General features: G+C 72.4%; 7 protein-coding genes. 2 read left to right on the forward strand and 5 right to left on the reverse strand.

The genetic code is table 11. The annotated features are described in order from the left end of the window. Positions 1-11: 11 nt before the first annotated feature. Both TsocGM_RS21605 and TsocGM_RS21610 read right to left on the reverse strand, forming a co-directional pair. On the reverse strand, positions 12-3,917 hold the full coding sequence (locus tag TsocGM_RS21605) for a serine/threonine-protein kinase (RefSeq protein ID WP_233579090.1): 3,906 nt from the start codon (positions 3,915-3,917) through the stop codon (positions 12-14). 592 nt (positions 3,918-4,509) lie between these two features. Then, positions 4,510-6,606 carry an alpha/beta hydrolase family protein gene (locus tag TsocGM_RS21610; RefSeq protein ID WP_126727543.1) on the reverse strand — a complete coding sequence of 699 codons (2,097 nt, stop codon included), beginning with the start codon at positions 6,604-6,606 and terminating at the stop codon, positions 4,510-4,512. Between the two features lie 143 nt (positions 6,607-6,749). On the opposite strand from TsocGM_RS21610, the gene TsocGM_RS21615 reads away from it, so the two are divergent. Both TsocGM_RS21615 and TsocGM_RS21620 read left to right on the forward strand, forming a co-directional pair. Continuing rightward, positions 6,750-8,054, forward strand: a complete 1,305-nt coding sequence (locus tag TsocGM_RS21615) for a Gfo/Idh/MocA family protein (RefSeq protein WP_126727544.1) — start codon at positions 6,750-6,752, stop codon at positions 8,052-8,054. A gap of 129 nt (positions 8,055-8,183) precedes the next feature. Continuing rightward, entirely contained in the window at positions 8,184-9,209 is a 1,026-nt protein-coding gene (locus tag TsocGM_RS21620; protein ID WP_126727545.1) for a ThuA domain-containing protein, read from the forward strand. A gap of 153 nt (positions 9,210-9,362) precedes the next feature. Here the strand turns inward: TsocGM_RS21620 and TsocGM_RS21625 are convergent, their stop codons facing one another. The 3 genes from TsocGM_RS21625 to TsocGM_RS21635 form a co-directional block, all read right to left on the reverse strand. After that, positions 9,363-11,585: a helicase-associated domain-containing protein gene (locus tag TsocGM_RS21625; RefSeq protein ID WP_126727546.1), complete on the reverse strand. Its 2,223-nt coding sequence runs from the start codon at positions 11,583-11,585 to the stop codon at positions 9,363-9,365. 1 nt (position 11,586) lies between these two features. After that, positions 11,587-11,814 carry a hypothetical protein gene (locus TsocGM_RS21630; protein WP_126727547.1) on the reverse strand — a complete coding sequence of 76 codons (228 nt, stop codon included), beginning with the start codon at positions 11,812-11,814 and terminating at the stop codon, positions 11,587-11,589. A gap of 307 nt (positions 11,815-12,121) precedes the next feature. Continuing rightward, the gene (locus tag TsocGM_RS21635) at positions 12,122-13,921 is read right to left on the reverse strand and encodes a DNA repair helicase XPB (protein WP_126727548.1); all 1,800 of its coding nucleotides are present in this window, start codon (positions 13,919-13,921) and stop codon (positions 12,122-12,124) included. Positions 13,922-14,646: the final 725 nt, after the last annotated feature.

Consider the following 14,646-nt stretch of genomic DNA (forward strand, 5'->3'; position numbering starts at 1 on the left):
CTCGGATGGGATCAGGGCAGGCCGGGCAGCAGGGCCCGGCGGAGCCGGTCGAGCACCTCGGCCCCTGGGCGGGAGGGGGAGGCGGCCGGATCGGACGCGGCAACGGCGGCCGGATCCGGCGCCGGGGGGATGCGGTCGAGATCGGGACCGAGTTCCGCGGCGATCCCCTCGGGATCGAGCCTCACGTCGTCCGGGGTCAGCTCCCTCGGGTCGGTGTCCGGGCCGTCTTCGTTCAGGAAGCCGGCATCGCCGTGGCGAGGGTCGACCTCGACCCGGCCGACGGCCAGCGACCACTCGTCTCGGTCGAGCACCATCGGCTGGAGGTCCAGCCTCGAGGTTTCGTCCCGGCGATATTCGTCGACTCGGTGGTAGGCCACATCCCGGCTCTCGACCACCCGGATCCGATCTCCGAGCGATCCCAACTCCCCCTGTCCATCGACCCGGAACAGGGCGCCGCCGCCGGGTCCGGTGGCGAGGACCGACTCCCGGGCGGAGACCTCGGCCACCGGCAGCAGGGGACGGTCGGCGGCGCTGTCGAGCCGGACGATCCCGCCCCGGGCCACGGCGGTCACCCGCCGCAGTTCCAGCGAGAGCCGGGGCTCCGTCCCGTCTCCGGCCGGCCAGGAGGCCCGGCCCCGGCCCAGCAGCAGGCTGCCGGAGCAGGAGACGACGGAGTTGGATAGCTCCAGGTCCGCCTGGGCCCCCGGCGCCACGTCGAGCACATCGCCAGCCGACCGGATGAGGCTGTCCACCACTCGGACCCCCGCCGCGGCGGCCCCGCCTCCGGTTGCCGAGGGCCGGGAGGGGGAGGAGCCGGCCGGAGCGGCCGCTGGCCCGTCGGCGGTCGCGAGCACGGCGGCCGACGGGCCGGGACCGTCGACCGTCAGGGTGCACTCGGTCAGGTCGAGCGTCGCCTCCGGGGCCAGCGAGAAGGCGGCCCAGGAGCCCGAGCCGGGGGCCGCCTCGGCCGGCAGCACGAGATCCACCCCCCGGAGCCTCAGCTCTCCTCGCCGATCGACCCGGAACATCGTCGCCGACCCGGACGGCCCGACCGGGTCGGCCGGATCGGGACGGAACCGGAGCAGCGGTCGGGTCGGCCCGGCCTCGGCCAGCAGCTCGACGATCCCGGAGCCCGACAGCGCCACCGCCGGCAGGTCGAGCCTCGCGTCGCTCGCCAGGCGGAGCACGCCCCCCCTGCTGCCGAGCGCGTCGAGCCGCTGAAGCAACTGGGGAGTCGTTCGGATCGGCAGATCGGCGCCTGTCTCGGCCGTGGCCGAGGCGGCCACCGAGGCCGGTGTCGGCTCGGCCTCGGCCGCCGGAGGCCGGGGCGGCGGGGCGGGATCGAGCCGATTCGGCTCGGCGGCGCTCGCCTGGTAGCCGGGAGGCAATTCCCCCTCCACCGGCTCGACAGGCCGGGATCGGGTTGCCGAGGGGGTCGAGGCGAGCTCCGGCCCCGATCCGGTGGGGACGGCCGAGAGGACCATCGGGCCGAGGTCCATTGGGTCCGGGTCGAAGCCGGTGAGCCGGGCCGGGTCGATCTCGGCCGGGGGCGAGGCGGCCGTCGTCTCGGGAGGCTCGATCGGCCCCGAGGGGCCTCGGCGAGCGCCGAGCAGGGTGTTCGAGCCCGCCGGGACCGGCTCGGGTCCGGGGAGGGACGCCTGTCGAGGACCCAAGATCGCCGGCCGGAACGCCAGGGCGGGCGGCACGTCCCGGGCCAGGGCGGCTCCGGGGTCGTCTTCCACCCAGACGTGCTCGGTCGAGGCCGCGGAGCTCGCCTCGGCGATCCCGAGCCCTCCCGCCCAGGCGTCGAACTCGAAGATCCGGGCCCGACCGCCTCCCGAGGTGGTGGCCAGGTACTGGTCGATCCGGGCGTACAGGTTGTTGATGCCCATCCAGCTCAGCCGGTCCGGGTCGTCGATCGCCACCAGGACGGTTCGGCCGGAGCCGAACTCCGGAGATCGCGGCGGGGCGACCAGCGAGTCCGACGCCACGACCCGGATCGACGTGCCGTCGAAGCGCAGGACCGGCTCGGAGCCGGCCAGCAGGCTGACGTGGGAGAGCACCAGGTGGGCCGGCACGGGGGGGGCGGCGGGAGTCGAAGGCGCGGGGGGGGGCGGCTCGAAGCCGAAATCGGGGACCGGCGCCGGGGTTCCGGAGGTGTTGTTGAACCAGATGGCCGGCCCGCGCTCGGCGATCGAGCAATCCTGCAGCCACAGCGTCATCGGCCCCCGGGCCAGCAGGCCGACGCGCCCTCCGGCCAGAGTGCAGCTCTCCAGCCGAACCGGCATGCGGCCGGGATCCGGCCCGATCGGGCCGTCGTCGGCCTCGAGGTCCGGGGCGACCAGCTCCACGGCCGCCGGCAGGCCGGCCCCCCGGATGTCGCACCGGCTCAAAGCCAGCGCCGTCCCCTCGGCCAGGATCGCCGGCCCGGTGGAACCGGAGAGCCGGAAGGTCAGACCTTCGAGCGTCACCCGGCCGCCGGCGAAGTGCAGCAGCGGGCCGGAGTCGGCCGCGAACGCCTCATCGGGGGCGGCCTGGAGCACCGGATGGGTGTCGGCCGCCGCCCGGATCGTCAGGTCGGCCCGGATCGGCGCCGCTCCGGCGGCCGGCTCCAGCAGGTAGGGCCCGTTGTCCCGCAGCACGATGGTCGACCCGGGAGGCTCCGACCTGAGCACCGCGCGCAGATCCTCATCGGCCCGCACCCAGACCTCCCGGGGCGCCGAGGCCGTCGCCGACGGCTCGGCCCCCTTGCGGGGCGTCGAGGAGGCCAGGCCCGGCCCCGACGAGGAGGCCGACGGCGGAGCCGGCGACCGTTCGGGAGCCGCAGGAGCGGAGGAGGTCCCGGACGGCTGCCGGGCGCTCGAGGTCGTCTCGGCCAGCTCGAACGGTTCGGGGGGAAGCGGCAGGGCCGGGTCGAGCTCCGGCTCTCTGCCCAGCCAGAGCAGCACGCCGACGACCAGGGCCAGCCCCGCCGCCGGCAGGCTCCAGAACAGGTGGCGTTCCAGGCCCGGCGTCCTCGGCGCGGCGTTCATCCAGACCAGCCCCTCGGGGCTGATCGACCGCAATCCCAGGGCGCCGGCCAGCGTGAGCAGGTCGCGCACCAGTTGCTCGGGCGTCTGGTAGCGGCGGTCGGGGTCCTTGGCCATCAGCTTCAGCACGATCGCCGAGAGGTCGGCCGGCACCGCCGGGTTGAGCACCCTCACGTCCGGCGCTGGCTCCTCCCGGTGGCTGAGCAGCTTCTGCAGCACCGTGCCGCCGGGGAACGGCGGCTGGCCGGTGAGCATGTGGTAGATCGTGCAACCGAGCGAGTACAGGTCGCTCCGGGTGTCGACCGACCTTGGATCCCTCGCCTGTTCAGGGCTGATGTAATCGAAGGTGCCCAGGGTCATGTTGCTCTGGGTCAGGCCGTCGTCGGCCCCCTCGCGCTCGAAGCGTCGGGCCAGGCCCATGTCCACCAGCTTCGCGCGGCCCTGCTGGGTGACGATAATGTTCGATGGCTTGATGTCCCGGTGCACCACCCCCCGCTCCGAGGCGTGCACCAGGGCGCCGGCGATCTGCAGCGTGAAGTTGATCGCCTCGGCCACCGGCAAGGGGCCGTGCTGCTCCACCCGCTGTCGGATCGTCGTGCCGTCGATATATTCGAAGGCGATGTAGTGCAGCCCCTTATCCTGGCCGATCGTGTAGACGCGGGCGATGTTCTCGTGGTCGAGCCGGGCGGCGGCCCGCCCTTCCTGGTAGAAGCGGCGGACGTTCTCCGCCTCATGCGCCTGGCCGGGAGGCAGCACCTTCAGCGCCACGAAGCGGTCCAGCCGCACGTCGAGCGCCCGGAAGACCGCCCCCATCCCGCCGACCCCGATGGCCTGTTGGACCTCGAACGAGTCGAGCCGGTCGCCGATGCCGGGCAGGCCGGCCTCCATCGAGGTCCGAGCGGCCCCTCCCCCCGACCCGGAGCCGGATTGGATCGCGATCCGGGAGCCGGAGCCAGTTGCTGGGATCCCCATCCCCCGGCGCACCGTCGGGCTCTCATCGGCGGTCAGATCCGGACCGACCGCCGACGGCCGGTCGGCGGTCGGGCGCCAGCTCCCGGTCGCCGACGGCGAGTCCTCGGGCTTCGGGGCTTGGGGAGGGTGTTCCTGCATCGGCCGTCTCGCGATGAGAACGGATCGGGTCGAGGGCGGCACGATCGGTCGCAATCCGTTGCGCCCACGATGCGAAGGGCGACGTGCGCGGACGGGCAGCGGGCGGACAGGCACGTCGAAACCTAGCGTCTAACTCTAGGAGCGACGGCCAGGGGTGTCAACCTCCATCACTCAACCCGAGCCCGGCGAATGACCTCGGGCAATCCTCCCGATTGGCCCGCCATGGGCGCCATCGTCTCCTCCCGACCCCGACGCGGCGAGCGGCCGTGCCGACCTCCCCGGGGGGCTGACCGGGTCGCCTCCCCGCGCCCGATCTCGAGCGAGGGGAGGCCGCCCGCCCGCCCGGCCGGACGGACCGGGCGATCCTCGCTCAGCCCTCGGCCGTCGCCCCCCTCGGCTCGATTAGCCGAAGCCCCTTCGCCCCCAGCGCCCGGTAGCAGTCCGGCAGGTCGATCCTCCTCAGCACGTCCGGCAGCAGCGCCGAGAGCGGCCAGTCGTACCGCTCCGATTCGGCGATGTTGGAATATGATGTGAGTGCATGTTTGAGCGTAACCGCCTTCAGGTCGTCCCCCTCGTCCCGCACGGCTGCCAGCGTCGCCGGGATCGCTCCCCAGCCCCGGGCGGCCAGATGGATCTCGGCATGGCCGATCGAGCGGAGCCATTCCAGCACCCGGAGCACGTCAATCGCCCGCTGCGCGGGTACGGGACGCCCAAGCATGATTCCATGAGCCGCATAAAAATAATCATTGCCATAAGGGGTGAAATAAGAGTCGAGTCCGCAGGTGTTTGGCCTCGATTCCCCGATCCCGCGCACGTCGCAGGCGTAGAAGGCGGAGTCGGGCTCGGCCTCGATCAGTTGGCGGACCAGGGGCTCCTCACGCAGCTCCTCGTCGGCGGACGTGTCCGAGACGTAAAGGATCGCCCGGGTCGCGTCGGCCGGAGGCCGGGACTGGTGCGGCCGGTCGTAGAGCCGGTAGACGATCGCCTCGATGCCCGGCTCGGTCGGCACGGCATAAACGCCGGCGTTTCCGTTCGGATACCCCCGGCCCGAGACGGGCCGGAGGATCCGGTAAGGCGGCAGCCTCCTCCCCTCGGGCTCGGGCACGAGCGAGGCGACCGCTTCCCGGGTGGCCTGGGGATCCGGCTCGCCCCGCTCTCGGGCCAGCTCCTGGGAGCGCTCCCGGGTGAACGCGACGATGGACTTCGACCCCATCGCGCCGACCTGGCCCTCCGGCGAGCACCGCAGCGCCTCGATCGGCTCGATCGTCAGCTCGGGTTCGGCCGAGACGTCGGCCAGGCCGGTCACCCGGTTGAACCAGCCGTACATGGCCTCTCGGTTCTCCTGCGAGTACCCGTGCTCGGTGGGGCCGACGAACAGGCCGATGTCATCGGGGCGGCCGAGCAGCGTGTAGAGCCGCTTCAGCCGACGGTGGGCGAGGATCGACCCGCGCACGTCGAAGTAGTCGCGCTCCTTGGCCAGGATGATGACCGGCTTCGGGGCCATCGCGGCGAGGAAGTCCTCGTGCTCCAGGCCCAGCTCCAGCGCTCGGGGCGGGCACTGCTCGATGTCGGCCGGCAGCTCGTTCTCCAGGTTGCGGCGGAAGCTGGTGACGAAGCAGCTTGGCGCCCCCATCGCCCAGCGGTCCTCCAGGCCGCAGAGCCAGGTGGTCATCGTGCCTCCCCCGGAGTTGCCGGTCACGCCGACGCGGTCGGGGTCGACCTCCGGCCGGCTCAGCAGGTAGTCGAGCGCCCGGATGCCGTCCCAGGCCCGCCAGGCGGCGAGGTTCTCGCCGACGAGCACCTGCTGATTTCCGGCCTTCAGGTGTTCCCGGACGCCGACGCCGACGGTTGAGCCGAGGGCGTCGTCCAGGTATTGCAGCCGCTCTCCCTGGCCGATCGGGTCGAAGATGAAGCAGACGTAGCCGAGCCGGGCCAGCCCCTGGGCGAAGCTCTGGTACGCCTCGGCCGCCTTCCCCTCGACCGAGTGCCCGCAGGTGCCGACGACTCCCGGCAGCGTCCCCGATCGGCCGGTCGGCACGTAGAGGTTGCCCGTCACGAGGAACCCGGGCCGGCTCTCGAAGATCACCTTCTCGACCCGGTAGCCGTCGCGCTCCAGCGTCCCGGTCACCCGGGGGTTCAAGGGCGTTCGAGGCGGGGTCGATTCGGGGAAGAAGGAGGCTCGGATCCGCTCTCGGACGGAGGAGACGTACCGCTCGGCGTCCGCTCTCGTGCTCAGGGCTCGGATCGCCCGGTTCCGAGCGGCGTCGAGGGCGCGGACCCGGGAGACGTAATAGTCCTGGAGCATCCGGGGGAAGCGGTTGAGGATCGCCCGCTCCTGGCCGGACTGCGCGGGGGAAGCGGCGGCCTCGGCCGGGGCGAGGGCTCGGGCCACGGTCCAGGCCATCGCCGTCGCGGCGCCGAGACGGCCCAGCGATCGGCGGGTCATCTGGGATTCGGTCGAAAACATGATTGATTCCTCTGGTGGGATCGGCGTGGGTCGCCGCCGGGCCCCGGCACCTTGGCAGCGGGCATCGGCGGTAGTCTAATGCCGGAGAGGCCGCCCCCGCCAAGGGTCAGTCCCCGCTGCCCGAGTCCCCAGGAGAACGTGCCATGCCCCGATCCTCGCCGATCGCCCTGCCGACCCGCCGCCGTTTCCTCCGTTCCTCGATCGCCGCGGGCATTGCCCTCTCGGCGGCGCCGATGGCCTTCGGCCGGCCCCGTCGAGTGGGCCCGAACGACCGGATCACCTTCGGCGTCATCGGCGTCGGAATCCAGGGCCGGGGGCTGGCCGTCCGGATGGCCCGACGGCCCGACGCCCAGGTCGTCGCCGCGGCCGACGTGGTGCGGGTCCGCCTCGACGACGCCAAGGCCCGCATCGAGAAGGCCACCGCCGACCGCGACGGCACCGACTCGCACTCCGGCTGCGACACCTACCACGACTTCCGCGAGCTGCTCGCCCGGGACGACCTCGACGCCGTCATCATCGCCACGCCCGACCACTGGCACGCGATCCCCTGCGTCCTGGCCGCCGACGCCGGAAAACATATCTACTGCGAAAAGCCCCTGACGCATCACATCGCCCAGGGCCGCACCATCGTGGACGCCGTCGAGCGCAACGGCATCGTCTTCCAGACCGGCAGCCAGCAGCGCAGCCCCGGCGAGTTCGGCGGCAACTTCACGCGGGCCGTCGAGCTGATCTGGAACGGCCGCATTGGCGAGGTGAAGACGATCCGGGTCGGCGTCGGCGGTCCTCCCAAGCCCGCCGACCTTCCTGAGCAGGAGGTCCCCGAGGGGACCGACTGGGACTTCTGGGTCGGCCCCGCCGCCTTCATTCCCTACAACGAGGTCTACTGCCCGAAGGGGGTGAACGACTTCTTCCCCGACTGGCGGAGCTACATCCCCTTCGGCAACGGCGGCATCGCCGACATGGGCGCCCATCACTTCGACATCGCCCAGTGGGCCATCAAGAAGCACCGCTCCGGCCCGGTCGAGATCCACCCCCCCGACGGCGATGCGACGACCGGGCTCCGGTTCGTTTATGACAACGGCATCGAGATGGTCCACGGCGGCCCCGACGACTGCACCTTCGAGGGCACCGAGGGAATCATCCGGGTCGGCCGCTCGAAGTTCGAGGCCGAGCCCTCCTCGATCGGCGAGCCCCTCCCCGACGACGCCGATCGCATCGACGCCCAGGGCAGCCATTATGACAACTTCCTCGCCTCCATCCGGGGAGAGGCGACCCCCGTCGCCCCCGCCGAGGTCGGCCACCGGACCGCCACCGTCTGCCACCTCGGCGTCATCGGCTACGCGCTTCGCCGCCCCTTGCGGTGGGATCCTGACGCCGAGCGCTTCCTCGACGATGACGAGGCCAATGCCCGTCGCTCCGAGGAGTACCGCGCCCCCTGGATCCTCTGACCCCCCCCTGCCCCGCTCCCCGCTCTCCCTCGGGGAGCGGGGAGGATCCTGAGAGGGCTCCGTTCCGAGCCGAAGTCCCGCGGCTCGCCACCAGCGATCCGCCATCCCTGAATCACCCTGGAGGGCCCCATGCCCCTGACCAGCTTCCGGTTCCCCCTGCTCTCCGCCCTGCTTTTGGCCGGGGCCGTCCCCGCCTCGGCCGAGGACCCCTGGGTCGTCTACGACGGGTTCGACGGCCCCGGGAAGGGCAAGCAGATCGTCCTTGTCTCCGGCGACGAGGAATACCGGTCCGAGGAGGGCCTGCCCCAGCTCGGCAAGATCCTGGCGAAGCGTCACGGGTTCACCTGCACCGTCCTCTTCGCCATCGACCCCGAGACCGGCGAGATCAACCCGAACAACATCGAGAACATCCCCGGCCTGGAGGCGCTCGAGGATGCCGATCTGATGATCATCGCCACTCGGATGCGGAACCTGCCCGACGAGCAGATGAAACACGTGGCCGCCTACGTCGAATCCGGCCGGCCCATCATCGGCCTCCGCACCGCCACCCACGCCTTCAAACTGCCGGCCGACTCCACCTTCGGCCGCTACTCGTGGGACAGCAAGCACGAGGGCTGGGAGGGCGGCTTCGGCCGCCGGGTCCTGGGAGAGACCTGGATCAGCCACCACGGCTCCCACGGCAAGGAGAGCACCCGAGGGATCATCGCCCCCGGCGCCGAGGGGCACCCGATCACCCGGGGAATCGACGACGGCGACATCTGGGGCCCCACCGATGTCTACGGCGTCCGCCTCCCCTTGCCCGGCGACTGCACGCCGATCATCCTCGGCCAGGTCCTCTCCGGCATGAACCCGACCGACCCGCCGGTCGAGGGCGAGAAGAACGACCCGATGATGCCGATCGCCTGGACGCGCACCTACGACGGCGCCCGGATCGTCACCACCACCGCCGGCTCGTCGATCGACCTGGCCAGCGAGGGGCTCCGCCGCCTGGTGGTCAACGCGGCGTACTGGTGCCTGGGCATGGAAGACCAGATCCCCGAGGGCGGCACCGACGTCGAGATCGTCGGCGAGTACCACCCTACCCCGTTCGGCTTCAACGCCTACACCCGGGGCGTCCGCCCGGCTGACCACGCCCTGGAGGCCCCGTCGCGCTGACCGGGGAACACCCGGGATCAGGACCGGGTCCGCCGGGCCGGGGCCTTGCGACTCCCCGGGGGGCCGAGTTCGGATGAAGGAGTGTGGGGTCATGAGCGTGACTCCTCGTCCGGGAGCTCGAATCCGGCATCCTCCGGGGAGGGGCCTTCCGGGTCATTCCAGCTCCAGGGGGACGCCCAGCCGGCCGAGCGCCTCCCGGAGCGGGCCGGGGTCGCCTCCTCGGAGGACGGCGGCGGTGGGACCGAGGCGGTCGCCGAGAAGGGGGCCGGTGTCGGGGTGCTGGTACAGGCCGTCGAGCACCTCGGCCGAGGCGACTCGGAGCAGCATCGGGCGGCTGGCGCGGGGAGGGGGAGGCGGCCCGTCGCCGTCGAGGTCGACGACTCGGCAGAGCCACCGGATGGCCGGGGGCATCGGACCTCCGGTGCGGTGCGCGAACCACTGGGAGAGGGAGGCGAGGGTCATCCCCTCGGCCCCGGCTCTTCGGAGCGAGGAAGGGGAGACGACATACCAACGCCGGAGGGTCGCCTCGGCCGGGGCGGCCTCGGGAGGGTCGGCGAACCGGGAAAGCTCGGCCTCGACGAAGAGGTCCCCCCGCGCCGGGTCGGCGGCGATCGAGACGCCGTCGGGGCCGACCTCGACGCAGGCCTCCGGGGGTTTGCGGTAGTCCCGGGCGCCGGCGAGGCGGAAGCGCTTGAAGGGGATGACGGCCTCGTCCTCGACGAGCAGCACGCGGTCGGCCACCCGAATCGGCGCCGGAGCTGGGCCGTCGGGCCAGTCGGCCAGGGCGTCCTCCAGCTCGGCGGAGGAGCCGAACTCGATGAGGGTGGCCGAGGCGAAGAAGGTGAGGCGGTCGCGGCGGCCGGCCCAGGTGGCGATGGCGCCGGAGACGCCTTCGGGCAGCGGCCGGACGGCGTGCTGGGCGAGCCAGGCTCGGATCTCGTCGGCCGAGAGGCCGGAGGCGAGGCCGCGGTCGATCGAGTCGGAATTGAGCCGAAGCGTCAGGGCCGAGCCGAGCTGCTCCCAGCGGGCGAACCGGCTCAGGCGGCCGACCTGGGCGGGGTTCATCCCCTGTCGGTAGGCGACGATCTCGAAGTTCGGCTGCACGAAGAGGAATTGCTCGATCCGGGGAGGAGGAGGAGGGGTCGGGCCGAGGCCGAGCACGAAGCGGCCGCGGGGGGTGAGCTGCACCGCGGTCCGGCGGCTCGGGCCGGCCTCGCCGACCCGGACCAGGCCCATCAGGTAGGCCGGCCCGAGCAGGGCGGCGCGGAGGGCGTCCCGCATTGGGTCGCCGGGAGGGGGGCCGTTGTCGTCTGCCTTGCGGCGGCGGTCGGCCTTGGGGGGATCGGGGGGAGCAGGGGCGGACATCCGGGAGCTGAGGAAGGCGGCGAGGTCGTCGAGCGCCACCCATTGGTCCTCTTTCCGGGAGGCCAGGCCGAGCAAGGCGGCGGGGCGGAGGCCGAGCAGCGGCCCGGGGTCGTCTCCGGGGCCGGGGCGGAGGTCTCCTCCGGCGATCCAGCGGGAGGCGATCATCTGGGGAAGGTGGACGCCGTGCTCGGACCAGAAGTCGGGGGAAGCGGCCAGGAGGCGGTCGCTGTTGGGTTCGTCGACCAGCAGGCCGACCGCCCGGGAGAGGTGGAGCCAGGGGGAGACGGGGTCGTCGGGGGGGCAGAGGACGTCGGCGATGGGACCGGAGAGGGCCGGGTCCTCGTCCAGGCGCTGGCGGTCGCGCTTGTAGAGGTCCCCCTGGCGGGTCCGCTTGAAGGGGCTCGCGTCGGCGAGTTGCCAGAGGCTCGCCAGGCGGAGGACCGGCTCGAGGCCGTCGGCCTCGCGGACCAGGTGGACCGGCTCGTCGATCGGCGGCGGGCCGTCTCCTCCGGGGGCGAGGACTCGGGCGGATTCGAGCACGTCGGGGTGGGCGACCAGCCTCATGCCGAGGACGCGGTCGCGGTCGAGCGGGGTGACGGGGGCGTCCGGGTCGGCCGGCGGCGGCAGCGGGGCGACCAGCCCGAGGGCCAGGGGGCGTTCCAGGGCGAGGGACGGGTCGATCCCCAGGCCGAGCAGCGCTTCCCCGAAGGCGACGGCCGGCCAGCAGGGGGTCTGGCTCAGGGCGAAGAGGCCGAGGGCCTGGCGGTCGTCGGGGCCGATCGAGGCGATCAGCTCGGCGACCGCCCCGGGCTCGTCGAGCCGATCGAGCAGCGCCTCGTCCAGGCCGAGGGAGCGACGGCCGGCGTCGACCCCCAGCTCCCGGAGGATGGCTCGGAGCCGGCCGGGGCCGGCGGCGGCCACGGCGGCGCGGTAGGAGAGGCCCGAGGGGGAGGCCCCGGATTCGACGTCGGGATCGGCGGTGGTCGGTTCGTCGGGAGTCGGGTGAGTCATCTCAGCGCACGACGCGAGGGGCGTGGCCCATGCGCCTCAATTCCTCCAGGAGGGCGGTCTCGTCCTCCGGCCGGACGAGCAGGACCGTCTCCGACAGCCGGCCGGCGATGAGCCGGGCCAGCGGCTTGCGGGCCATCAGCTCCTCGACGACAAGCGGGTCCTCGGTGCGGATCAGGGCCACGTTCCGGTGCAGCTTGATCGGCGTGCGGGCGGTCGTCGGCGGGGGCATGGACATGTGACTCGTCGGGGGGATGGGCCGGGGGGGTCACGGGTCCGAGGCGACGTTCCGCTCTGCCCGGGAGTGGGCGGGGGCGGGAGGCGGCGGGGTGGTCACCGGAGTCCTCCGGGAAACCTCGGCTCCGGGCCGGGACCGCTTCCGCTGGGGTTCCGGGGCGGGACCGGCGCCGGCGATTCGGCCCCTGCCGGCCCGGGGACGGCGGAGGAGGAGAGCCCCTTGGCCTTTCGACCGGATCGGCCGGCGACGAGCACGAGTCCCGCAGGCTCTCCTCCCAGAACAATCGTTCGGAGGGCGGGCATCACTCACCCCGGGCGCCGGCCCGCTCGATGGGGACGGGGCGGGAGGGGGAGTCGTCGAGGTCGACGCCGGGGGGGCAGGGACCGAGGTCGAGGCCGTCGAGCAGGTCGGAGGCGTCGGCGATCTCGTAGGAGTAGCCCTGCTCGGTGAGGAAGAGCTGGCGGTGGTGGGCGAACTCCATCTCGCGGGTGTCTCGGGAGACCAGGGAGTAGAACCGGGCCGGCTCGTCCCCCCCCTTGGGGCGGAGGATGCGGCCGAGGCGCTGGGCCTCCTCCTGGCGGCTGCCGAAGGTGCCGGAGACCTGGATCATGACGTTGGCGTCGGGCAGGTCGATGGCGAAGTTGCCCACCTTGGAGAGGATCAGCCGGCGGATCTCGCCGCGGCGGAACTTGCCGTAGAGGTCCTCCCGGACGCCGTTGGAGGTCTGGCCGGTGATCAGGGGGACGTCGAAGCGGTCGGAGAGGCGGCGGAGCTGGTTGAGGTACTGCCCGATGATGAGGACGCGGTCCTCGGGGCCGTCGTGGCGGGAGAGCAGCTCGGCGACCAGCTCATCCTTCAGGGGGTTCTCCGAGGCGAGGCGGAACTTGTCGCGCCACTCGGCGATGGCGTATTCCATGCGGTTGGGGTCGGGCAGCCCGGCCCGGATCTCGACGCAGCGGGCCGCGGCGATCCAGCCCTTCTGCTCGAGGATCCGCCAGGGGACGTCGAACTTCTTGGGGCCGATGAGGCTGAAAACGTCGTCCTCTCGGCCGTCCTCCCGGACGAGGGTGGCGGTCAGGCCGAGGCGGCGGCGGGCCTGGATGTCGGCGGTGACTCGGAAGACGGGGGCGGGCAGCAGGTGGACCTCGTCGTAGACGATCAGGCCCCAGTCGCGCTCGGCGAAGAGCTTGAAGTGAGGGAACGGGCCGGTCTTGCTCGGCCGGTAGGTGACGATCTGGTAGGTGGCCAGCGTGACGGGGGCGATCTTCTTGTCCGAGTCTCCGGTGTAGGTGGCCACCTGGTCCTCGGTGAGATCCGTCTTGTCCAGGATCTCCCGGCGCCACTGCTCGACGGCGGTGGTGCTGGTGGTCAGCACGAGGGTCTGGGTCTTGATGCGGGCCATGGCCGCGATGCCCACGATGGTCTTGCCGGCGCCGCAGGGGAGGACGACCACGCCGGAGCCCCCCCGGGCGTCTCCTCCGGCGTAGAAGGCGTCGACGGCCTGGCGCTGGTAGTCCCGGACGTGGAAGGGGCGGCCGGAGGCGGCGGTCCCCTCGCGGAGCCCGACCTCCAGCGGGGTGCCGGGGGAGTAGCCGGCGAGGTCCTCGGCCGGATAGCCGGCGGCGATGAGCTGCTGCTTGAGCAGGCCCCGGTGGGAGTCGTCGACGGCGAACGAGGTTTCGTCGATGCGGTGGAAGAGCAGGTCGCGCAACCCCTTGCGGCGGGCGAGCTCCTCGAGGAGGGGGCGGTCGGAGGAGATCAGCCGCAGCTCTCCGGCGACGCGCTCCAGCCGGACCCGACCGTATCGGCCGACCATCTCGGCGAGGTCGGCCCCGAGGTTCGGCGGCAGGGGGAACTTGGTGAACCGGGAGAGGACCTCGACCATCTCCTCGGCCGACATGCCGGCGGCGGCGGCGTTCCAGAGCGAGAGGGGGGTGAGCCGGTAGGTGTGGATGTGCTCGGGGCTCTTCTCCAGCTCGGCGAAGGGGGCCAGGGCGTCGCGCGCCTCGGGGTAGAGCGGGTTGTCGACCTCGAGCAGGACGGTCCGGTCGCCCTGCACGATCAGGGGGTTGGCGGGGTTGTACTGCTGCATGGGCTCCATGCCGTGCCGAGGGCTCGGGTCGGGTCGCCCGGACCGCCGGGCATCGAGGCGGGGGGCGGTGGGGCGATGCGATTGGTTGCATCGTGCTCGGGTCGACCGACCATCGTAAGCCCTCGCCCCCGGGAGGGGCAAGGTCGCGCGCCCGGCCGGGTGCGATCGGCCCGAGCGCCGGAACGACCTCCCGGCCGGCGGAGGACGCCGGGAAGGCCGCGACGGATCCCCCTCCGGCCGCTTCGGAACGCGGTCGGTGCGCGGGAGGATCGAGGCGGGTGTCGGACGCAAATTGTTGCTGTGAACAATCTTTCGCTGATCGCTCGAGTGCGGAATGGGTTCGTTCCGTCGCGGCGCACCGGGCAGGAGCGCGCCGGGTCGGGGCGCCGGCCTTGGGCGATCGTCCGCGGTCGGGAGGGGACCGAGGCAACTCGGGTCGACGGCTCGAGTCGTCGATCGGTGCGCTTCGGCACGCTCGGCGTCGAGAAACGCAACCGATTTCCAGAAAAGAACATGCGATGCCGTTTGCCCGGAACAATGAAACTATGAGAGGGGAGGTCGAGCCGACGGGGCCGGGGGCCCCGAGCCGGTGGAAGACTGGAGGTGCAGAACCGAACTCCTGCCCCACCGAACCGGAGGACTCCCGTGCACCACGTCGGCATCGACCTCCACAAGAAGACCATCGTCCTGTGCGTCCTCGACGATCAGCTCAAGGTCGTCGCCCGACGCAGCTT

Origin of the sequence: Tautonia sociabilis (genome assembly GCF_003977685.1) — a bacterium.
GTDB lineage: Bacteria > Planctomycetota > Planctomycetia > Isosphaerales > Isosphaeraceae > Tautonia > Tautonia sociabilis.